Source organism: Enterococcus crotali, from assembly GCF_000633635.1.
GTDB lineage: Bacteria > Bacillota > Bacilli > Lactobacillales > Enterococcaceae > Enterococcus_L > Enterococcus_L crotali.
The window spans coordinates 293,470-315,950 of sequence record NZ_AYPQ01000004.1; the positions used below are offsets into that span (position 1 = coordinate 293,470).

Consider the following 22,481-nt stretch of genomic DNA (forward strand, 5'->3'; position numbering starts at 1 on the left):
TATGAAAAAAATCCGTGAGTTAACTGTAGATGAACTATTTGAATTATTTCTGTTGATCAAAAATGCTGATGTCCGTACAGCCAAAAACGGTAAAAAATTTATTGCTTTTACTTTTCAAGATACCTCTGGGACGATCGACGGCAAATATTGGGATGCTTCAGAAGAAGAAATCAGTCGCTTCACTGCAGGTAGTGTCATTCTTTTAAATGGAAAAAGAGAAGTCTATCAAGGCAACCCTCAAGTCAAGATTATTCATATGCGAGTTGCACGTCCAGATGAACCTAGTGAGCCGGCATTATATATGGAGCGGGCACCGCTAAAACGAGAAGAGATGGTTGAAGAGATCAATCAAACTGTTTTTGAGATTACTAATGCTCACTGGCAACGAATCGTTCGCTACTTGTTAACGCAATATCAGAAAGAATTTTTTGATTATCCGGCAGCGAAAAGAAACCACCATGCCTTTGCAAATGGGTTAGCCTATCACACAGTTTCTATGCTACGTCTAGGTAAAGCGATTTGTAAAGAATACAATGAACTAAATGCCGCACTGCTTTATTCGGGCATTATTTTACATGATTTAGGTAAAGTGAAAGAACTTTCTGGTGCGATGACTACGGAATATACCTTAGCCGGCAATTTAATTGGTCATTTGGTGCTTGTTGATGAAGAAATCACAAAAGCATGTATTGCGCTTAAAATCGATGAGAATGATGAAGATGTGATCGTGTTACGTCATATGGTTTTAGCGCACCATGGCTTATTAGAATATGGCTCTCCAGTTCGTCCGCGGATCATGGAAGCGGAAGTATTACATCAAATCGACAATATTGATGCTTCGATTCAAATGATGCTAGGTTCAGTGCGTCAAACGGAGCCAGGACAATATACCGACCGAATCTTTGGCCTAGATAATCGTAGTTTCTACGTACCAAAAGATGTTTAAAGGAGTAGATGAACTGGATGAATCAATCGGCGATTGCGTTGTGGACGCAATTTAAAGAGACACATGGAATCTTACATGATCATTATGAAGCCTGGGCCTTTGGTAATTCACCAGAGATGGCAGATGAGTTATTAGCGCATGTTCTTAAGGGAGAAAAAACGGGAACCTCGTCGCTACATCTTTTATATGAACTTGGGTTAGAAGAAGAAGCGATGCCAGAAGTTGGTCAGTACAGCGTGCTTTTAGATGGCAGGAATCAAGCGCAAGCGATCATCTGTACAAAAGTGGTCGATATATTGCCTTATGCTCAAGTATCAGAAGTGCATGGCTATCTTGAAGGAGAAGGGGATCGAACCTTAGAATATTGGCGCCGTGTCCACCAACCTTTTTTTGAACAGGAGCTGAGAGAGCACCAACTGACTTTTTCAGAAGAATTGTTGATCGTCTATGAACTGTTTGAATTAGTTTTTCAAAAATAAGACAACAAAAAAGAGATGATCGTCATCTCTTTTTTTGTTTACTACTTATTTAGAAGATTCTTCAGTCTTGCTTGATGATTCTTCAGTTTTACTAGAAGATTCCTCTGTTTTACTTGAAGAGTCTTTTGATTTTTCAGAGTCACTTGATTTAGATTTCTTTTCTTCTTTTGTAGAAGAATCGCTTGAGTTAGCTGAATCTTTTGTTTGAATTAAGTTAGACATGATTGAACCAAAGGCATCATCTTTAATCTTAACATTTGCTTCAGTCAATACATCAGAGATTACTTTGCTTTGGAATTCTTGATCACTTAATTTGTTTGTTTCAGCAATTTTTTTCAACTCTTTTTTGTAAGGAGCCATGTCATTGCCTTTGTCTTTGTTTTTCACCATTTTAACAATAGTGAATGCTGATTGGTACGTACTTGGATCTGTTGTTTGGATTGGTTCAGAAATTTCGCCATCTTTTAATTTGAACGCAGCTGTTCTAACAGGCTCAGCAACAGTTTCTGATTGAGAATCAAATTTCACTTTGCCGCCATCTTTGCTAGTTGTAGTGTCTGTTGATTTTTCTTTTGCGATTTTTGCAAAGTCGCCGCCGTCATTTAATTGTTTTTTGATTTCTTTGGCTTCATCTTCAGTAGCAACTTGGATGATTTGCGCTTCTACTTCTGGGTGGAATGTTTCCCAAGTAGCTTTTAGATCTTCATCAGTAATTTTAACGTGTGCTTTCATACCAGCTTGGAATGATAGACCTTGTTTAAGTTGTTTTTTCAATGTTTTCTCTGTAAGACCTGCTTGTTTTAATTGCTCTTCGAAGTTACCACCTTGATCAGTGATGCTTTTCTTCGTTTTATCAAATTCAGCTTGAATATCTTTTTCAGAAACATCTTTACCGTATTTGTCTTCAAATACTTTGTAAATGATCATTTGTTGAACTGTTTGTTGGCTTGATTGTTGAGATTTTACTTGGTTGTAGAAATCTTCAACAGTGATTGTTCCACCTTTCATTGATGCGATGTCTTGTGAACCATTTGAACAAGCAGCTAATGTAAAAATACTAAATACGCCTGCTGCAGCTAAGATTAATTTTTTCTTCATTCTGTTTAGCACTCCTAGGTTTATTTTATTTTTTATTATGTAGAAATTAATTCTCACGCATATTACTATACCACACTATGTTTCATAAAAGAAATACGTATGCAATAGTTTCAATAAATTTTCGAATTTAGGACACAATTTCCTCTATAAAATGCACAGCTTGAAAAGGCTTATTCTAGATAGGTTTATACAAGATTGAATTGATTATTTCAAAAAAGGACAATTATGTTAAATAAAATGAAAAAAGGACAAAATGCCACAAAAGCTCATTTCATCCTTGAAAATACGTCTAGTCTTCTAATGGGATATCAGGTAATTCGGATTGGATTTTGTCTACTTGTTCTTGGATTTGATCTAATCTGGGTTCTGCTTGAAACATAAAGTTTTCAACATCTTGATTGATGCCATCGATAAAAGGCTCAATGTACGTATCAGCCGCTGCTTGTAATGCTTGCGCGGATTCTTTGAATTGATCTAACTTTTCAGTAAAGTCTTCTTTTAAGTCAGACCAGTCCTCTAACTCATCGATAAATTTTTGTCGAGTGTCTTTTCCGCTTCTTGGAGCAAAGAGTAAACCACCCACGCCACCAACAAGTGCGCCAAATAAAATTCCTTTCGAAAATTTTCCCATTATTCTTTCACCTGCTTCATGATTTTTTCAGCGATTTCCTGCATTTCAGCGGGAGAATAAGCCTCTTGATTGTTGCCAAAATGAATAGAGAAATCATCTGATTTTCCATAACGTGGGATTAAATGGATATGGGAATGGAAAACAGATTGATACGCGAGTTCTTTATTATTATTGATAATATTTAATCCCTGCATTTCTGGAAAAGCTTTTTCTAGAGCACGTGCTACTTTAGGTACGCGTGCAAAAATGTCACCGGCTAGTTCCGGTTCGTAGTCAAAGATATCTGTTACATGCTCTTTGGGGATCAGCAAAGTATGGCCTTTTGTCACTTGAGTAAGGTCTAAAAAAGCATAAACTTTATCATCTTCATAGACTTTGTAGCTAGGAATTTCTTGATTGACGATCTTACAAAAAATACAATCTGTCATGGTGTCCCTTCTTTCTTTTAGCTGTTTCTTTTACTTTACCATATCTTGAATTTTATTTGGGAGGAAAAGTTCATGAAACCTTCAAAAAGTTCGTGGTATAATAGATTCACGATAAAAATAGTTGGAGGTATCTAAATGAGTTTAGTCATCGAACATTTAACAGGAGGCTATGGTCATATTCCTGTTTTAAAAGATATTAATTTTGAAGTGAAATCTGGTGAAATGGTAGGATTGATCGGCTTGAATGGGGCTGGAAAGAGTACTACCATCAAAAATGTGATTGGTTTATTAACACCGCAAAAAGGGAAAATTTCAATTGATGGTGAAACGTTGAGACAACAACCTGAAAGCTATCGCAAGAAAATCGGTTATATTCCAGAGACGCCATCGTTATATGAAGAGTTAACATTAAGAGAACATATCGAAATTACGGCAATGGCATATGATATTCCGATTGAGGAAGCATTTAAACGTGCAGATGCTTTGTTAAAAACATTCCGTTTAGAGAATAAATTAGACTGGTTTCCTGCTAATTTTTCAAAAGGAATGAAACAAAAAGTAATGGTTTTATGTGCCTTTTTAATCGAGCCTAGTTTATATATCATCGATGAACCGTTTTTAGGATTGGACCCACTGGCGATCCATGCCTTATTAGAATTAATGGATGAAATGCGTAATCAAGGAGCGGCGATTTTGATGTCGACGCATATTTTAGCAACAGCTGAAAGATATTGTGATCGTTTTGTCGTTTTACATGACGGGGAAGTTCGAGCAGTTGGCTCCATGGATGAATTGCGTGAGGAATTTAGTTTACCAGGGTCTTCTTTGGATGATATCTATATTGCATTGACAAAAGAAGAAAAGGTGGGGTAGTATGTCTGGATTTTTTGGCATTCGTTTATCACGCCATCTGAAAAAAATGATGAAGTATATGCGATACGTATTTAATGACCATTTTATTTTGGTATGTGTCTTTTTGTTGGGCGGTTTGGGTTTCTATTATTCTCAAGTGCTAAAAACTTTACCGGAAAATTTCATCTGGGGTAGACCGATCGTTGCTGTTCTTTGGTTAGTGATATTACAGATTGGTCGTATTGCGACATTGGCGGAAGAAGCGGATAAAGTATTTATTTTACCGAAGGAACCTGAGATGAACGTGTACTTAAATCGTGCGTTGCGTTATTCATTTTGGCTACCGCTAGTTGCGTTGTTTTTATTAGGTGGGATGTCGATGCCGTTAGTTGTTGTTTCAACAGGCTGGGCATTTTCAACGTTCCTTTATTTTATAGTGATGCTGGGCATTTTAAAAAGCAGTCATTTGCGCTTACAGAAATATGAGTTGTATCAGATTTCCGGAAAAGCATATCGTCAATGGTCTGTGCTATGGCTAGTGACCAGCTTATTAGCAATCGTACTTAGTTTATATGTTTTACCAGTAGTTGGACCACTTGTAGCGTTAGTCCAAGCTGTATTTTTCTATTCAGTATTAAGTAAGAAAGAACAAGTAGTATCGTTAGACTGGGAAAATATGATTCGAAAAGAAAAAAATCGGATGCATCGAATCTATCAGTTTATCCACTTATTTACCGATGTACCTGAAATTTCCAGTAGTGTAAAACGTCGGAAATTCCTTGATCCATTGTTAAGCAAAATCAAGAAAACAAGTCAGAATACGTATTTTTATTTATATGCCCGCAGCTTTTTAAGAGGCTCGGAATACAGCGGCTTATTTATTCGCTTGGTGTTAGTTGCTGGAGTGATTTTATTTTTCCTAAAAGAGTTTTGGATTTCAATGGGTGTTTCAGTGTTATTTGTTTATTTGATCGGTTTTCAGTTGATCCCGATCTATACGCAGTTTGATTATATGGTCATGACACATTTATACCCTGTATCTGATAAACAAAAAAAGCAAGCAGTGAGTAAACTCATAACCGTGCTGTTATTTGTCGCAGCGTTGTTGTTTAGTCTATTTGTTTTGATTGCTTTGCCTGATTTAAAAGAGAGTTTGCTGGTTGTAGGTGCACTATTTGTTGAAGTATTCTTGTTCGCCAAGTTTTATGTTCCCTATCGTTTGAAGAAAATGGAGGCTTAATCATGCATATTTTATGGAATGATCAAATTGTTGAACGTGAAGAGGTAAAAATCGATATCGAAGATCGCGGCTATCAATATGGTGATGGTCTGTATGAAGTCGTCCGAGTGTATAACGGTCACCTATATATGGTGGAGGAACATTTGGATCGTTTATGGAGCGGTGCTGAAAAAATCAGAATGCACTTGCCTTTTTCAAAAGAAGAATTGACTGCTAATTTGAAAAAATTAGTTGAAATCGAAGGCATCAAAGAAGGGAAACTGTATTTTCAAGTAACACGCGGTATTGATTCACCAAGAAATCATGCACTGCCCGATCCAGAAAAAGTCAAAGGGGTCTTAACGGCGAATATTCGCCCTTATGAGCGTCCTGTGAAAAAATGGAAGAGGGAATCACAGTTGCTGTTGTTCCTGATACACGGTGGTTACATTGCGATATCAAGTCATTGAGTTTAATGGGAAATATATTGTCATTGGATGAAGCTCGCCGTCAAGGGTTTGATGATGCGGTGCTTGTCCGTGATGACAAAGTAACCGAAGCCTCTGCAGCGAATTTCTGGGTGGTCAAAGACGGGACTGTTTATACTCATCCAGATGGCAATTTGGTCTTACCTGGAATCACTAAAAAGAAAATTATCGAGTTAGCGAGAGAACTAGGTATTCCAGTGAAAGAAGAAGCTGTTTATGAAGAAGAATTAGTTACGGCAGATGAATGTTTTGTCTCTGGTTCATTAACGGAGCTTGTACCCGTTGTAAAAATAAATGATCATATCGTGGGAACAGGAAAACCAGGAGAAATCACCAAACGACTGTTAAATGCTTATATTGCTAGCGTTGATACAGTGTGCAAAACGTCATAAAACGACGGTCGAGGTCAAAAGAACAAGAGAGATGCTTGACGTTGAACGCTATGGAAGCTAAAATGGTACTTACTGTAAATAATTAGTAGAAGTTGTTAGGATAGGAGATAATTTCCATGGCATTTCAGTTGGATAAAGAATGGCGCTTGCAGCAATAAAAGGCGCAACTGGCCAAACTTTCATGGGTATACGTGCGACTGAAAGAGTATTTATTAAAAGAAATACTTCGCCTCTTTTGGCTGCACTGTCTAAAGAAGGAATTGCCCCTAAGCTAGTTTGGACGAAGCGAACAGTGACTGGCGATATTTTAACAGCGCAAGAATGGCTGGATGGTCAAGTGCTTAAAGCCCAAGAAATCGGTCAAAGAAATGATGTTGTGGATGTTCTTTATCATTTACACCATTCACATATGCTAAAAAGCATGCTGGAAAAAATCGGCGGTCAGATCTATTCACCTGCAATGATGCTTCAAGCATATGGTGACAGACTGCCTAAGGAACTTCAAAATAATTCGTATCTTGCCAGAGTGTATCAGTATCTGCAAGAGAATATACCCACTTATTCTGTTCATAATTATATGGTCGTTCATGGTGATGTCAACCATCGAAATTGGATCGTCTCAAATAATTATCTGTATTTAGTTGACTGGGACTCAGTAATGATTGCTGATCCGGCGTTAGACCTGGGCATGTTGCTGGGGCACTACGTTCCACGAGGGAGTTGGAACAAGTGGCTGTTGTCTTACGGCATGCGTCCAAGTGAGGAAGCGTTGACGCGAATCAAATGGTATGCGTTATTCAATTTCTTACAAGAAATTCTCCGACATTATCAATCAGGAGAAAAACGAGAGATGAATGCAGAAATTTTGAAGCTGAAACGAGCTTTTGGGTATTAAAAGAAGGTTGTGACAGAAGTGGATTCTAGTAGCTACTTCTGAAGCTACCGTTTATCCAGTCACCGTTTACTTGAATAATAGAGGGCAGCACAAGACGTTGATCGTTTTGTTCTACCCTCTTAAAATTTGTAATCATAGAAAGGAAACAAAAATATGCGAATGAGAAAAAGACCCGGAGCAGCTGAACTTTTGGCTAGCCATCCTGAATTAGTTGTTGATGAGCCAGAAAAGTGGCAAGGACGTTGGCTGAACGTTTTGGGAATGATCACCCTGTTCATATCGAAATCGGCTCAGGTAAGGGACAATTTGTAGTCGGAATGGCAAAAGCACATCCAGAAATCAATTATATTGGGATCGATATGCAATTGAGCGTTCTTTCCATTGCCTTAGAAAAAGCCTTAGAAGAAGAATTACCAAACTTGCAATTGCTTCATGTCAATGGAGAAGAATTGACGCAATACTTTGCAGAAAATGAAGTAGATCAAATTTATTTAAACTTTTCTGATCCTTGGCCAAAGACACGTCATGAGAAACGTCGTTTAACGTTCAAGACTTTTTTAGCGACCGATGAAAAAATTCTAAAACCGAATGGTGAAATTCATTTTAAAACAGATAATCGCGGTTTGTTTGAGTATTCGTTAAGCAGTTTTTCAAAATATGGAATGATTTTGGAACAAGTTTGGTTGGATTTGCACGCTAGTGATTATGAAGGCAATGTTATGACTGAATATGAAGAAAAATTTTCCGCTAAAGGACAACCGATTTATCGTGTGGAAGCAAGATTTCAAGCTGAATAAACTTAAAAAACGAGGAGGATCCAGTATGACAAGGGTGTTATACTGGATCCTCTTTTTTTTAATTTCGCAAAATTGACAGGTACCTACATGTTTTTGTTGACATTTAAAACAGGTGCCTTTATAATTGTTTTTTGTAAGGTACCTGTTTTAATTTTGATTAATCTATAGAAAAATAGAGTAAGGATGATGAGTATGTTAGCTTGTTTATTTTTGATTTATGAATTTTGTAAAGAATACCGAATGCAGCAAGGGTTAAGGGAAGTAGCTTGATTAGAATAGCAAAGGAAATGAATAGTATGAAAGTAGCAGATGAAAAATTAAGAATAGAATTATTTAGTGATGCTGTTATTGCAATCGTAATTACGATTGCAGCGTTAGAGATTCCAATTCCAAAAATTGGCGTATCTAACCAGTTTATCGAAAGTTTGATTACATTTGCAATCAGTTTTTTTATAGTAGCAGGTTACTGGAACGATCATCGGAAACTGTTTGAACAGGTGGGGAAAATCAATGACCGGTTTGTTCTCAGAAATACGTGTTTTCTCTTTTCACTAGTTTTGATTCCAGTATTTACGAAATGGGCGATGGAAGCGGGCGATAAGCAAGTGCCAATGTTGGCTTACGGTGTATTGTTGATGTTTATCAATGCAACATTCAGTGGCTTATTCATGGCAGGTATTCCCTTAGCACAAGAGCCGACAAAAGATATGATTTACTTTAAACAGCTTTACAAAAATCGTGATCATGTTTATTATGTCGTTATACTTTTAGCAATGGGAATCGGTTATTTTATTCCACAGCTGGCCTTGTTTTTATTTATTGGGTTACCAATCGTTAGTTACTTTTTAAAAACAAATTTTGAAGAAAAATTTGAGGAGCAACATCGGTTAGAGCATCGAAGAAATAATAGGCAAAAGAGGAAATCATAAATGTCTGCAAAAAAGAACAGTTGAAATCACATGTTTGTCCTGTGGCTTCAACCGTTCTTTTTAGTTTAATCTTTGATTCGTTTTACATCGATCACAGTACCTGTAAAAGCGTCCGCAGTAAACTCATACTGAACCATAACGCCATCTTCTAAACGAGAAATCCCACCATTATATGTCTTTGAATGTACCGCAAACTTTCGTAATGGTTTTTTCTCAAATTCGATCCAAGAACCTTCGATCGGTCCTTCTTTTAAAAAGGCTTCTTTTACGTTTTCTAAAACTAAATCAGCATCTAATGTCCGTTTCTTTTGATACCATAAAGTTGAAGCAATTCCGCTTAAAATACCAAGACTTACGCCAATCGCCAAGCCGCCTTTAAAATAGCTTAATTCATTTTCTTCATTCATGGGGAATAACCTCCGTGTATTTTCAAATGTTTGCCAAAAAACTTCGGCTTTAACTCTATTCTAACACATTGTCTGAAAATATCGAAAAACAAAAAACGTGGGCAATTGAAAAAATTTGCGTTATAATGAATATGAAATCATATGAAAGGAGTATCTGCCATTTTTGTTTGAAAATCATGTTATTTTTAACAAAAAAGAACGGTTGATCCTGAAGGAAATAGTAACTAGGAGAACTGGCAGATAATACAACAATGGAAGAAAAAACATTTCAACGCATCAAAGAACTAACAGAATTACAAGGAACAAGCGGATTTGAAGATGATATTCGTGCGTATATGAAAAAAAATATGGCACCATTAGTAGACGAGCTTCAATATGATGGTTTAGGTGGGATTTTTGGTCTAAAAAGAGCGAAAGAACAGGATGCTCCGCGCGTTATGGTAGCAGCCCACATGGATGAAGTTGGTTTCATGCTGACTCAAATCAAAGATAATGGATTGTTCCAAGTGGTTCCTTTAGGCGGCTGGAATCCTTATGTGGTATCAGCACAACGTTTTACCTTAAAGACAAGTAAAGGCAATTACCCATGTATCTCTTCTTCGGTACCGCCACATTTATTACGAGGAACAAGCGGTCAAAAACAATTAGAAGTGACTGATGTATTATTTGACGCTGGCTTTGAATCAAAAGAAGAAGCAGAAAGCTTTGGCGTTCGCCCAGGAGATTCGATCGTTCCACAAACAGAAACGATCAAAACGGCTAATGGTAAAAATATTATCAGTAAATCATGGGATAACCGCTATGGCTGTACGTTAGTGCTAGAAGCTTTAGAAGCATTACAAAACGAACAATTAGGCCACACGTTGATCGCTGGTGCGAATGTGCAAGAAGAAGTTGGTTTACGTGGTTCTAAACCTTCTGTGCATAAATTTAACCCAGATTTATTCTTTGCAGTTGATTGCTCAGCAGCAGATGATATTCAAACGAAAAAAGGCACTTACGGACATCTTGGCGAAGGAACATTGTTACGTATTTACGATCCAGGAATGATCACATTACCTCGTGTACGTGAATATTTATTAGATACAGCTGCTACACACAACATTCCTTACCAATACTTTGTGTCTAAAGGCGGAACCGATGCAGGTGCAGCGCATACAACAAATAACGGCGTACCAAGTACAGTGATCGGTGTTTGTGGACGTTATATCCATACACACCAAACAATGTTCAATATCAAAGACTTTGAAGCAGCCCGCGAAATGTTGATCCAAGTCTTAAAAGGTCTAGACAAAACAACCGTTAATACAATCATTTACGGAAAGTAGAGGATAGTTTATGATTATTCCAACATCTTATGAAGAACTGGCAAGCTATGTTTCAGAAGGAAAAAGTGTTTTTTTCTTCACAGCAGATTGGTGCGGTGACTGTCGTTTTATTAAACCCGTGATGCCTGAAATCGAAGCCGAATTTCCAGCGTTTCGTTTTATTGAAGTCGATCGAGATAAGTTTATGGATCTTGCTTCTGAATGGACTATTTTTGGTATTCCAAGTTTTGTTGTGACGGATCAAGGGAAAGAGTTAGGTCGTTTAGTCAATAAAAATCGCAAAACCAAAGAAGAAATCACAACCTTTTTAAAGAGCGTCAGTTAAGTTTTTAATCGACAATAACTAGCCGATTCAAGAGATAAAAGAAAACAATCGGGAGATGGATACGATGTTAACACAAACATACAAGAATATTTTAGTTGGTGTAGATGGTAGTGATCAAGCGAATTTAGCCTATCAACAAGCAATTGAAGTAGCTAAAAGAAATAATGGTCGTGTGATTGTTGCTCATGTCATAGAAAATAAAGTTTATACAATGATGGGTTATTCCTCTTTGAATGATAGTTTGTTAGATCAAGAAACAGAAAATGCCAAAGAATTACTGGATGATTGTAAAGCCTATGCTAAAAGCGTGGACTTTACTCAAGTAGAACCTGTTTTAACTTATGGTTTAGCAAAAGAAGTGATGTGCAAAGACTTACCAGAGAAATATAATGTAGATTTGATCATGGTAGGGCAATCGGGCTTAAATGCAGTCGAACGTTTAATGATCGGTAGTGTTAGTAGCTACATTATCCGTCATGCACCGTGTGATGTGTTGATCGTCCATCCTGAGGCAAATAAAAAATAAATATCGAATGTAAAATAGGTGAAGCAAGGCGTAACCGTTTTGTTTCACTTATTTTTTTCTGGAACAAAAACTAGTAGAGAAAAATGGCAGCAGCCAAGTTGTTTTTTTGTTAAGATAGGACAGAAGATATAGTATATTATAAAATAGTGTCTTGAAAAATGATAAAAATGGAGTGAGGTAAAAAAATGATTTTTGCTTATAATAAGGAACATGTCGGCGATGTCTTGATGATCATCGTAGCAGATGATAAAGGTCAAGAAAATCGTGTGGAACGTAAAGGAAATGTGGCGCGAGTAAGCGTAGCTGAAGATGGTCAAGTCGTTGCGTGGAACATTTTTGAAGCATCGACGATTTTAGGTACCATTGAAGCGGATGGTCAAGTTGAGTTGACGGAAGAGCAATTCGCAAAAGTAAATGCAGAGCTTGCAAAAGCAGGTTTTACGGAAACTTTGGCACAAGATAATGATTCGAAAATCGTGATTGGTTTCGTAAAATCTTGTAAAAAACATCCTGATTCAGATCATTTATCGATTACACAAACAGAAGTGGACAATGGGGAGATCCTACAAATCGTTTGTGGTGCGCCAAATATCAAAGCAGGGCAAAAAGTGGTAGTCGCAAAACCAGGAGCTATGATGCCGGATGGTATGATGATTTGGCCAGGTGTTTTACGCGGTGTGGAAAGCTTTGGTATGATTTGCTCAGCAGGAGAGTTGCGTTTGCCGGATGCGCCAGCTAAAAAAGGAATTTTGGAGTTGCCTTTTGATGCGGTAGTTGGAGAAGCGTTTCCTGTAGGGAAATAATACCGAAATATTTAACTATTTATAAAAAGAATTAACAAATTATAGTAACAGATAAAGAAACTTGTTTAGACTCATGAATAAGTAAAATGACACAATAATTGACAGCCAGATTATTAATACGAAGTATAAAATAAATTCAGATTTAATCAGTCCATTTTCATTTTGAAATGGGCAGATTAGGTCTGTCTTTTTGTTATTTAAGGGAATATTTATACTAATTAAATAATTTAATATTTGAAAAAAATATATATATTTCATTTTTTGGTGAAAAAAAAGTACAAGATGAATTTTTAGGCTATTAAATATAAAGTATACTTTCTAAGTGGATAAATAATTATAAATGTTTGGTTAGGATAACAGCAAAAAAATATTTCACATTAAAAATATAATATTGAGAAGAATTAATTATTTTGTTTTAGTAAAAAAGTGCAACAAAGTAGTATGAAAAGGAGTACCTGGTATATGTGGAGAGAAATTCAAGCAAAAATCAAATTCATTTTCGCAGTAATTATATGTTTTTCTGCAATTTATGGTTCAGCTTTCATAACAGAAGCTACAGCAGTTGAAAATGAACAATTACAAAACAATAATTTGTTGGCAGAGTCGCTCATACCATTGCCTCGGGTGGGAGAAGATCTTGATGCCATATTTCGTCAATTGGATGAGGGTGAATCTTTAGAGGGATGGCAACAAATGTTGACTAACGAACCAGTAGAATTTCCTGTTGCGGAACAAAATAATATAGCTAATCGAAAATATTATATGTATTTTGGCTCGATTGATACTAGTACAGCTGATGGATTAGGTCAACTATCAAGTAGAGGAAAAACAATTGGGAGTGAGGCGATTAGTGCAGGACAATTTCAAATTATAACCCAAGTAGCAGAAGGCAAACAAGGAGGAGCTTCAGGAGCAGCACAAAAGTGGATGTCCTATAACTTTTTCCAAGGGAGATTGGGACCAGATGCATATGGCTTATCACTTATGAAAACTCCTTTGGGACAAGTTGTTAAAGGCTCTAACTATAAATTTGCTAATTCATTTGAAGGATTTAGTGGAAATTTTAGAATTCAGCGTTTATATCAGCATCCAGATCCTGAAACACCGCAAATAAGAGCCTATGCAGCTATTTATTATATGGGAAATGTAGCAGGAGTTTTACGGGTGACAATGACACCAATTAGTACAAATGGCAAAATGAAACAAGGTAGAGTGCGGGCTGATTTAAGATATATGAACTTAATGGCAGAAAAGGCAGATTATACATTTGCTTATGGAGTTCATTCAGATTTAGCAGGAAATCATAATAGTACCCCAACCTACTCATTAGGAAATCTGGAAGGTCTCTATGTTGGGGTGGATGGAGTAACTGCTTCACAAAAGACACCAGATAATCTACCATATCGTGTTTATTTCTGGCGTGATGGATATGAAAATCAGCCAAAAACAATCCATCCTAATTATTCTTATAGTAATACACCAAGAGATATTTATGAATATATAGGAACAAATCCTGGGGTTGGTACAGCAACACCAGCTTGGAATCCATATGATCTTGGCATGCTATTAAATGATGATCCAGGACGTGGAGTACAAATTAAGGATAAACTGAATCATCCAGTATATGCATTTAAATGGGATCAGATGCCGCTTGCTCAAAACGAAATAGCTAATGTTGCTTTAGATATATCCGTTACAGAAGACGGAGGGGTTCCCCAAGATCCACCAGAACTATCCTTAGATAAAGAAAAGGATTTCTCAAGAGGAGAAGACTACATCTTAACAGGTAAATGGAAAGACAAGGATAGTTCTTCTGTCGAATTATTTTATTCAATTGATGGAGGAACTACACAATCCTTGAATGGTATGATTCAAAATCCCAATAAAGGAACAGAAGAATCTTTCTCAATTCATTTATCAGCAGATGAAATTCCTTTAGGAAACCATACAATTACCGTTTATATCAAAGATAAAGAAGGAAATGAATCTGAGGCAGAATTTTATTTAATTGAACCTACACCGCCGATTATCACCTTGGATCAAACAGAAGATACGTCTCTAGGTATCGACTATACGTTATCAGGTACTTTTACAGATTTAGAATCTGATAATGTAACAATTTGGTATCAGGTAGATGAAAAACCAGCAAAAGCAGCAAAAATGTATTTAAATAAACCGGTCAACACAGCGTTACCTTATGATTTTACAATTCCGTCTACAGAAATTCCTGAAGGACCGCATACGATTAAAGTCTATGCAGTTGACAGTGAAGGAAAACAATCCAATATAGAAATATTTAAATTAACAGAATCTACAGCGGAATTAACTATAGAATTTGTTGATGAGAACAACAAACAAATTCATGCAAGTGAAAAAATAATAGGCACTGTTGGTGTTGATAAAATCGATTTAACAGATAAAAGTAAATATAATATAGTCACTATTATTAGTGAATTAGAAAATGATTCTTATAAATTAATGGAATTTCCTCTTGATCAAACAGAGATTGTCATTCCGTCAGGGGGGCGAACTGTCCAATATGTTTTTGAAGGGCAACTACGGATTGTTTCTGCACCTGAACTCATTCAGTTTGGCAAACAAAAATATGATGCAAAAGTCACACGAATTAACGATCCAATATATGATAAAGATTTAATTGTTAAAGATAATCGCACTTCAATGGGCAGATGGACATTGATGGCAAAATTAACCAAAGAAATGACGAGTACGATAGACACATCGATTATATTAAAAAATGCTATCCGCTATGTCTATGATGGCAAAGAAAGTACCATAAGTAAAGATACGGCACTTCCAATTATGATTCATGAAGCAGTTACAAAAGATCCATACAATATCAGCAATACATGGTCAGGTACGCAAACTGGTGATGGAATTAAATTAGAAGTAGATCCAGGCGATGTCAAAACAATAGGGGAGTATCAGGGAGAAATTCTTTGGGAGCTTGCAGCAACACCAGTATCGTAGAAAAAAGGAGAAGAGAAATGAAAAAAAGAGGTGTTATTTATTTCGCCCTGCTATTTCTGATGGTATTAGGAATGATGTTCTGCAGTTTAAAGGTGGATGCTGATGGCGGTCAAGTAACAGTGGACGGCACAATCGGCTTTTATGAAGAATCAACTGAAGAGTCAACAGCCAGTACAACAACGAAAGAAAAAGAAAATACAAAACCAGTTGGAAGATACCCAAGTACAGGGGAGCTAGTTCAAAAAGGGCTTCCGTGGCTTGGGGGAGGCTTGCTTGTCCTAATCGCTATTATATGGTTTAAAACGAAAAGATCTAAAGCTTGCGAGGAGGAAGAGAATGATAAAAAATAATCCCTTTTATTTAATTTTCCATGGAGTGGGCTTTCTGCTAGTAACATTTATCATAATGACACCCACTGTTTATGCGGAAGAACAAAGCGTAACAGGTAAGGGAACTATAGAAATAATAAGTGGGCTTCCAACAGGTCCTGTTGATCCAGAAAATCCGGAAATGCCAGTAGATCCAGGCCCAGGCCCAGTAACTACTGGGCCATTACGAATAGATTATGTATCATCGTTGAGTTTTGGTAATAATAAGATCCAAAAAGAAAATCGTCAATTTTTTGCCAATGCTCAATTATTTCATGATGGAACAACACCTAGAGGCAGCTATATTCAAATTACGGATGAACGGAGTGGAAAACAGGGGTGGACCTTGCAAGTACGCCAAGAATATCAATTTAAAAATCCAGTAATTCAAGAAGCTGCTGAACAAGAACTTAAAGGAGCCGTTTTATCATTTGATCATGGTTGGGCCAATAGTGCGTATCCGTTAGAAAACCCGCCCAATGTGGTAAAAGATATTATCGAAATAACCGAATTAGCAACAACACAAAATGTTGCAATTGCTAGTGAAAACAGCGGAAAAGGTCAATGGACAATTGAGTTTGGCGCATCAGAAACGAATAAAAACGGACGTAATAATACGCTGTTTCCTAAAAAACAGTCTTCTGGTGAAGCTGTATTGGATCCAGCATTTGAGAACCAACCTATTTTTGAAAATAAGGCAATTTTCTTATCTGTTCCTGAAAGAACAGTTATTAAACCAGTGCAATATCAGACAGAGTTAACATGGCTATTAGCCGCTCTGCCAAACTAATTGGAGTTAACTTGTAAAACAAGTAACTATATACAAATTTACACACATTATAGGAGGAAATGAAATGAAGACAAAAGCATTATGTGCAACAGCTTTAACAGCTATTATCGCAGCATCATTGATTGGGGGAGCATCAGCATCTGCTGAAACTGTTCAAAAAAGTTTAGCTGGAAAAGGAACAGTAGAGTATGTTGAAGATACTGACAGCAATGATAAACTGGATCCAGAAGATGGCGACAAAGAAGTAGTACCAAAAGATGAAGAAGACGTTACTGAAAACCCATCAACAGGTTTTGGTTCAATCACGATCGATCGAGTTGCCGCATTAAACTTCGGTCAACAAAAAGTTTCTACAAAAGCAGAAAAATATGCAGCAAAAGAAATTGCATTAAGCCAAACAGATTTAGATGGAACTAATCCAGTAGATGTTGTTCGTGGACCTTTTGTTCAATGGACTGACAAACGTGCAGGAGCAGATCATACGTATGCAGTCAAAGCAGAATTAACAAAACAATTTACACTAAAAGGCGCTGCTGCTGATCCAGCAAAATTAGATAAAGCAACAATCAGCTTTACAAATGGTGTATTGAACTCATCACAAAATGATCTTTCATACTGGCCAGCGGGCAATCCTGGAAACTTTACTTTAGGATTTGGTACTGACAATACAGGAGCAGGACAACAATTAGTATTTGATAACTCTGCTTCAACTGGTGCTGTAGGTTTAGGAACATATGTTGCAGAATTTGGGCAATCAGCTGATTTTACAGCAGATAAAGTTTCTCGTCCAGGTGCGCCAACAACAGGTGTAGGTCAAGCTTCAAACTCTGTCTTCTTAGATGTTCCTGCTCAAACAATTGAAGTAGGCACTTACGAAGCTGAAATCACATGGTCTATTGAATATACACCAGTTGCATAAAAGCTGATTTTAAACAAATGTACAAAATCATATCATAGTCCCAAAAATTCCGAATAAACTGCTGTAAAAAAACAGCTTCGGTATAGAGCCCGAAACAAAGTTGTCGTTTAGTTTCGGGCTCACTCTTTATTAAAGTAAAGGATGATAGTCTAATGAAAAAAAGAATTAAACATATACTTTTCCTATTGGTGTTTTTTTTAGCCAGCGTAGGGACAAATCAATATACATATGCAAATGAAGTAGCTAAAGAAGAACAGGGTGGTTTTTATTATGAAATCAACTATCCGGAAAATCAACAAGAACAAAAAGGGTATTTTGACCTGCTAATGACTCCTAAGCAGCAACAAACAGTTACTATAGTCTTAAAAAACTTAAGCGATAAAAAGCAAGTGATAGCCGTAAGCATCAACGGAACCCGTACAAATTCAAGCGGAGTTATTGAGTATGGTCCAAGTCAATTAGAAAAAGATGCTTCATTAAAATATGACTTTGTAGATTTAGTCAAGGCTCCAGAAAAAGTTGAATTAGAAGCAAAAGAAGAAAAAACGTTAAATATTGAGATTACAATGCCGGAAAGTTCCTATGATGGGATTATTGTTGGAGGAATTCAATTAAAAGAAATAGCTGAAGACCAAAATCAGCAAAAATCATCAGGAAATGGTGCTGCAATCATTAATAAATATGCTTATCTGATTGGAATGGTGTTGCAGGAAACCAAAACGGAAGTTAAGCCTGACTTATCTTTAAATAAAGTAGAAGCCAATCAATATAATTACCGTAATGCAATTTTTGTAAATGTCTCAAATACCGAAGCTAATTTTTTAAAAAAATTAGCAGTAGAAGTTCAAATCACTAAAAAAGGAAAAAGTGAAGTCCTTTATGAAACGAAAAAACAGAAATGAATATGGCACCAAATACATTTCTAAACTTTCCTGTCAGTATGAACGGTGAAAAAATGATTCCAGGAAAATATGTTGCTAAAATAGTAGCCACTTCTGGTGATCAAAAATGGACTTGGGATCAGGATTTTACGATTTCAGATGAAGAAGCAGACCAATTCAACAATGATGATGTTGATCTAGTCAGAGAAAAAGGAATCAATTGGCCATTAATTATTGGGGTAGCTTTGGGCATTTTTAGTATTATTGTGGTTGTATTAGTACTTGTTCGTGTTATGGGAAATAAAAAAAGCAAAAAATCCAAAAATAGATAATTCAAGGTAGGCGGAATAGATGACTATAGTTGAACTAATCATAGTAGCTGCTCTTACGTTAACCTTACTTAGTTTTTTATTCTTTTTGCTCTTACTTTTCTTATTTATTCAAACAAATCAGGAAGTAAAAATAATCACCAGAAAACGAGCAAAAAATGCGAAACGTAAGCGGCAATTAGCACGTAAACGAAAAATGCTGCGAAGAAAAAAGAAAAAGCAAAAACAATTAGTTATTACGTTTTTAGCCTTAGCTGTACTACTTGGCGGAGCTAGTCTATCAGGACTATATTATCAAGCCAATGCTTTAAGCAAAGAAGATGAAACTTCGGTTGTAAAAGCCTATTTCTTATTAAATGACTTTGAAAAACAGCTGGAGTTGGCCAAAACTGAAAGTGAAAAAAAAGAAAAAGTTGACAGCAATATCCGATACTTAGCAAGTGCTATTTCCAGCTATGGCGCTAAAAAAGCCAGTACACTCAATTCAGAGCAAGGACAATTAACCCTTAATCGCTATTACAAAGCAATGCAGGATATTGGAACCAATACAATGCGTGTAACAGCTGATTTTTATGGAAATCAGGAGCTGGTAGAGGATTATATGGAGGATGTTCAACGGGTACGAACTTACCAAAAACAAGTATTTGAATTATATAAAGTGGATGATGCTGAATTAGAAAATGCCAAAAGGTAGAGGTAATGGACGATCATCATGAGTAAACAAACAAAAGATAATACAGTCCGAAAAAAACGACAGTCAACTTCTGCCATTAAAAAGCAAAAAAAAATCCAGCGAAAAATACAAATTCAAAGACAAAGAAAGCTTCGCTTAATAAAGGAATCTATTTTAGCTGTAGCATTATTACTAGTTTTACTTTATATACAGTCCTTTTTCTTTTTTACTCTGTCTAAAGTGAACAGTTATGCAATGAGTCCTACCTTAAAAATGGGCGAGTATGTATTGGTTGAGAAAAAAAGACGGATTCAGAGGCACGATATTGTCTTAATTAAGCGAGAAAATGCTCAAGCGGTTGAAATCAAGCGGGTTATTGGCTTGCCCAATGAAAATGTGGAGTACAAAGAGGATAAGCTAATTATTAATGGCGTAAAACGAAGTGAACCTTATCTCTCAGCAGAAAAAATCGAAGCTGCCAATAATATTTTTTTGTACACCAATAATTTTATCTTATTTGAATTGACAGGCAACACGAAATTACCAGAAGATCGTTATTTTGTATTAGGTGATAATCGCTTATATTCTACGGATAGCCGTGATTATGGACTCATAAATCGAACTGAAATTATTGGCGTAATAACTATGAAATAAAAGAACGCCCAAAATTGTATTTTCTATACACAATTTTGGGCGTTCTTTTATTTTCTGTTGTTAGAGATAATTCATCTCTAAGCTTATTATTGAGCTTACTCGTTTGTTTGTTTATTGTTTTTTAATGCGGATTGATCAATCGTTAAATCAACATCTACACTTTGTTCTTTTCCATCACGGTAGAATGTGACTTTCATTTTATCACCGACTTTTTTCTTGTAAAGAGCACTTTGCAAGTCAGTTACAGAGTCGATCTCTTTATCATCGATTTTAGTGATGACATCATATCTTTCAAGTCCAGCTTTGTCAGCAGGTGTCGCTGTTTGGACTGAACGAACAAGTACCCCCATCTGTACAGTGTCAGGCAACTTCAAGATTTCTTTTCTTTGTTGAGTAGAAACGTTTGTCAATTCTTCCATTGTAATCCCAAGTGCTGGACGAGTTACTTTGCCGTCTTTTTCTAATTGATTGATGATATTTACAACATCATTACTTGGAATCGCAAAGCCCATTCCTTCAACACTTACTTGGCTTTCAGATTGGACGATTTTAACAGAGTTGATCCCGATGACTTGACCTTCGATATTTACTAAAGGACCGCCGGAATTTCCTGGATTGATCGCTGCATCTGTTTGAATCGCATTGATATTGATCGCTTGGCCGTTATTTTCATTTTGGATATTTCTGTTTAATGAAGAAATGATCCCTTGTGTTACTGAGTTAGCATAAGCTGAACCTAATGGAGAGCCGATAGCTAAGGCTGGTTCGCCGATTTTCAAGTTATCAGAGTTCCCAAATTCAGCAATTGAATCTACTTTATCAGAAGAAATTTTGATTACGGCAAGGTCAGTGTAAGAATCAGTACCAACTAACTCACCTTCAACTTTTGTACCATCGTGTAAAACAACTTCTAATCCTTTGGCTTGATCGACCACGTGATTATTGGTTACTACATAAGCAGTTTTTCCATCCTTCTTATAAATCACACCGCTTCCTTCGCTTGCTGCTTGCAAGCTATCATCTTTAGCGTCAGTGTCATTACTTCCATCATTTCCGCCGAAGAGACCGCCAAACCCGTCACTTTCACTATTTTGACTAGGGCTTTGCAAGTTGATGACGGAAACCACAGAATCTTTTACTTTGTCAACAGCCTTTGTAACATCACTATTTACATCTAAACTAACATTCGTGACTTTTGTATCGCCTTTGTTATCTTTTACTGTGCTAGTCGTTGTGGATGGATTAGATGAAGGAGAATTTTGACCCATGATCGCATAAGCGCCACCAAAAGCCAGTGCCCCTCCGAGCAAGCCCCCAATTAAACCAATCCCAAATTTTTTGAATAAGCCATTTTGCTTTTTATTTGAATCAGGTGTAACGTCTTTTTTTTGCATACAAAGCAACCTCCTAATTAATTATCATTATTTGTTATATTTAGTATAGTCTTTCGAGACACCTTTAGTCTACCGAATAGCTTTGAATTTTTTATGAACAAGTTAGGGAGAAAAACAGATACAAATAATGAAAAAATGATATTGTTGGAATACTTATACACAATAAAGTGTGAAGAACTATTGAAAAACAGAGGAAAACCCCTGTGAAAAAGTTATCCACAAAATGTGGATAATGTGGATAAATAAATGGGAATATGTGTTTGTATCTCAAAATACCATGAAATGAAGGATAATCCAGCATAAACCTGTGGATAAGTCTGTGCATATGTGTATAACTTTGTGGGAAAGTATGTGGAAGAGTCAAAACTTTCATGATAAAATTGTTAACAAGTGAATGAATCAAACAGGAAGAGACGTGAAATCGATGAAAATAAAAATCATTACTGTAGGTAAGTTGAAAGAAAAATATCTAGTCCAAGGAATCAATGAATATTTAAAACGACTGCAAAGCTATGCAAAAGTCGAAATTATTGAAGTAGCAGATGAAAAAGCGCCAGAAAATTTAAGTGAAGCAGAAATGTTACAGGTCAAAGGCAAAGAAGGCGAACGAATTTTAGCAAAAATTTCGGATCAGGATCATGTTTTTGTCTTGGCGATCAATGGGAAACAATTTAGTAGTGAGGAATTCTCAAAAGAGATTGAGCAGCTGGGCATTAACGGGAAGAGTCAGCTGGCTTTTGTGATTGGCGGCTCACTTGGATTAAGTGATGAGGTGTTGAAGAGAAGTCAGCAGCAGATGTCATTTGGGAAGTTGACTTATCCACATCAGTTGATGCGGTTGGTTTTGGTGGAGCAGATTTATCGCGGGTTTCGGATAATGCGGGGGGAGCCGTATCATAAGTAGGGATATTTTTAGAAATTCAGAACATAAGTTAATATCTT

Annotated in this window: 21 protein-coding genes and 4 pseudogenes; 20 read left to right on the plus strand and 5 right to left on the minus strand. The window is 36.5% G+C overall.

The features are described from left to right. The first annotated feature begins 1 nt into the window (after position 1). Together V192_RS0111605 and V192_RS0111610 are read left to right on the plus strand one after the other, a co-directional pair. Positions 2-946 (plus strand): 3'-5' exoribonuclease YhaM family protein, encoded by a 945-nt coding sequence (locus V192_RS0111605; RefSeq protein ID WP_025871905.1) that lies wholly within the window; start codon positions 2-4, stop codon positions 944-946. Between the two features lie 17 nt (positions 947-963). Then, positions 964-1,425 (plus strand): ASCH domain-containing protein, encoded by a 462-nt coding sequence (locus V192_RS0111610; protein ID WP_029948240.1) that lies wholly within the window; start codon positions 964-966, stop codon positions 1,423-1,425. Between the two features lie 45 nt (positions 1,426-1,470). On the opposite strand, the gene V192_RS0111615 is transcribed toward V192_RS0111610, so the two are convergent. The 3 genes from V192_RS0111615 to V192_RS0111625 all read right to left on the minus strand — a co-directional run bounded on the left by V192_RS0111615 (position 1,471) and on the right by V192_RS0111625 (position 3,582). Further along, positions 1,471-2,523 (minus strand): peptidylprolyl isomerase, encoded by a 1,053-nt coding sequence (locus tag V192_RS0111615; protein ID WP_025871909.1) that lies wholly within the window; start codon positions 2,521-2,523, stop codon positions 1,471-1,473. A gap of 289 nt (positions 2,524-2,812) precedes the next feature. Further along, on the minus strand, positions 2,813-3,154 hold the full coding sequence (locus V192_RS0111620; protein WP_051581953.1) for a YtxH domain-containing protein: 342 nt from the start codon (positions 3,152-3,154) through the stop codon (positions 2,813-2,815). Continuing rightward, positions 3,154-3,582: an HIT family protein gene (locus tag V192_RS0111625; RefSeq protein WP_025871914.1), complete on the minus strand. Its 429-nt coding sequence runs from the start codon at positions 3,580-3,582 to the stop codon at positions 3,154-3,156. The genes V192_RS0111620 and V192_RS0111625 overlap by 1 nt, the downstream gene beginning before the upstream one ends. 135 nt (positions 3,583-3,717) lie before the next feature. Here V192_RS0111625 and V192_RS0111630 point away from each other — a divergent pair, with 135 nt between their 5' ends. The 6 genes and pseudogenes from V192_RS0111630 (at position 3,718) to V192_RS20935 (ending at position 9,154) form a co-directional block, all read left to right on the plus strand. Then, a complete protein-coding gene (locus V192_RS0111630) occupies positions 3,718-4,455 on the plus strand; it encodes an ABC transporter ATP-binding protein (protein WP_025871916.1) in 738 nt (245 codons plus the stop codon). A gap of 1 nt (position 4,456) precedes the next feature. After that, the gene (locus V192_RS0111635) at positions 4,457-5,674 is read left to right on the plus strand and encodes an ABC transporter permease (protein WP_025871918.1); all 1,218 of its coding nucleotides are present in this window, start codon (positions 4,457-4,459) and stop codon (positions 5,672-5,674) included. A gap of 2 nt (positions 5,675-5,676) precedes the next feature. Next, positions 5,677-6,533: pseudogene (dat, locus tag V192_RS20080) on the plus strand (D-amino-acid transaminase). Positions 6,534-6,649: 116 nt separating this feature from the next. Then, positions 6,650-7,428, plus strand: a pseudogene (locus V192_RS20085) (phosphotransferase family protein). 153 nt (positions 7,429-7,581) lie between these two features. Then, positions 7,582-8,225: pseudogene (gene trmB, locus V192_RS20090) on the plus strand (tRNA (guanosine(46)-N7)-methyltransferase TrmB). 296 nt (positions 8,226-8,521) lie between these two features. After that, the gene (locus tag V192_RS20935; RefSeq protein WP_025871920.1) at positions 8,522-9,154 is read left to right on the plus strand and encodes a TMEM175 family protein; all 633 of its coding nucleotides are present in this window, start codon (positions 8,522-8,524) and stop codon (positions 9,152-9,154) included. 65 nt (positions 9,155-9,219) lie between these two features. Here V192_RS20935 and V192_RS0111660 read toward each other — a convergent pair whose 3' ends face one another. Further along, positions 9,220-9,561 carry a PepSY domain-containing protein gene (locus tag V192_RS0111660; RefSeq protein ID WP_025871922.1) on the minus strand — a complete coding sequence of 114 codons (342 nt, stop codon included), beginning with the start codon at positions 9,559-9,561 and terminating at the stop codon, positions 9,220-9,222. Positions 9,562-9,812: 251 nt separating this feature from the next. Between V192_RS0111660 and pepA the strand changes: the two genes are divergently transcribed. The 11 genes and pseudogenes from pepA (at position 9,813) to lepB (ending at position 20,145) form a co-directional block, all read left to right on the plus strand. Continuing rightward, on the plus strand, positions 9,813-10,889 hold the full coding sequence (gene pepA / locus V192_RS0111665; RefSeq protein ID WP_025871924.1) for a glutamyl aminopeptidase: 1,077 nt from the start codon (positions 9,813-9,815) through the stop codon (positions 10,887-10,889). 10 nt (positions 10,890-10,899) lie between these two features. After that, positions 10,900-11,214, plus strand: a complete 315-nt coding sequence (locus V192_RS0111670; RefSeq protein ID WP_025871926.1) for a thioredoxin family protein — start codon at positions 10,900-10,902, stop codon at positions 11,212-11,214. 64 nt (positions 11,215-11,278) lie between these two features. Beyond that, positions 11,279-11,740, plus strand: coding sequence for a universal stress protein (locus V192_RS0111675; protein ID WP_025871928.1), 462 nt, complete (start codon positions 11,279-11,281; stop codon positions 11,738-11,740). A 185-nt stretch (positions 11,741-11,925) separates the two neighbouring features. Continuing rightward, the gene (gene ytpR, locus V192_RS0111680; RefSeq protein ID WP_025871930.1) at positions 11,926-12,543 is read left to right on the plus strand and encodes a YtpR family tRNA-binding protein; all 618 of its coding nucleotides are present in this window, start codon (positions 11,926-11,928) and stop codon (positions 12,541-12,543) included. Positions 12,544-13,005: 462 nt separating this feature from the next. Beyond that, entirely contained in the window at positions 13,006-15,531 is a 2,526-nt protein-coding gene (locus V192_RS0111685) for a WxL domain-containing protein (RefSeq protein ID WP_025871932.1), read from the plus strand. Positions 15,532-15,548: 17 nt separating this feature from the next. Next, positions 15,549-15,881, plus strand: a complete 333-nt coding sequence (locus tag V192_RS0111690; protein WP_025871934.1) for an LPXTG cell wall anchor domain-containing protein — start codon at positions 15,549-15,551, stop codon at positions 15,879-15,881. Continuing rightward, the gene (locus V192_RS0111695; RefSeq protein WP_025871936.1) at positions 15,868-16,689 is read left to right on the plus strand and encodes a WxL domain-containing protein; all 822 of its coding nucleotides are present in this window, start codon (positions 15,868-15,870) and stop codon (positions 16,687-16,689) included. The genes V192_RS0111690 and V192_RS0111695 overlap by 14 nt, the downstream gene beginning before the upstream one ends. Positions 16,690-16,753: 64 nt before the next feature. After that, the gene (locus V192_RS0111700) at positions 16,754-17,608 is read left to right on the plus strand and encodes a WxL domain-containing protein (protein ID WP_025871939.1); all 855 of its coding nucleotides are present in this window, start codon (positions 16,754-16,756) and stop codon (positions 17,606-17,608) included. A gap of 326 nt (positions 17,609-17,934) precedes the next feature. Next, positions 17,935-18,821, plus strand: a pseudogene (locus V192_RS20095) (WxLIP family cell surface protein). Positions 18,822-18,840: 19 nt separating this feature from the next. After that, positions 18,841-19,512 (plus strand): hypothetical protein, encoded by a 672-nt coding sequence (locus V192_RS0111710; RefSeq protein WP_025871941.1) that lies wholly within the window; start codon positions 18,841-18,843, stop codon positions 19,510-19,512. Positions 19,513-19,530: 18 nt separating this feature from the next. Beyond that, a complete protein-coding gene (lepB, locus tag V192_RS0111715; protein WP_025871942.1) occupies positions 19,531-20,145 on the plus strand; it encodes a signal peptidase I in 615 nt (204 codons plus the stop codon). A 95-nt stretch (positions 20,146-20,240) separates the two neighbouring features. Here the strand turns inward: lepB and V192_RS0111720 are convergent, their stop codons facing one another. Next, positions 20,241-21,539, minus strand: coding sequence for a S1C family serine protease (locus V192_RS0111720; RefSeq protein ID WP_025871944.1), 1,299 nt, complete (start codon positions 21,537-21,539; stop codon positions 20,241-20,243). Between the two features lie 424 nt (positions 21,540-21,963). Here V192_RS0111720 and rlmH point away from each other — a divergent pair, with 424 nt between their 5' ends. Continuing rightward, complete coding sequence (gene rlmH / locus V192_RS0111725; protein WP_025871947.1) at positions 21,964-22,443, plus strand: 23S rRNA (pseudouridine(1915)-N(3))-methyltransferase RlmH; 480 nt, start codon at positions 21,964-21,966, stop codon at positions 22,441-22,443. The last annotated feature ends 38 nt before the right edge of the window (positions 22,444-22,481 follow it).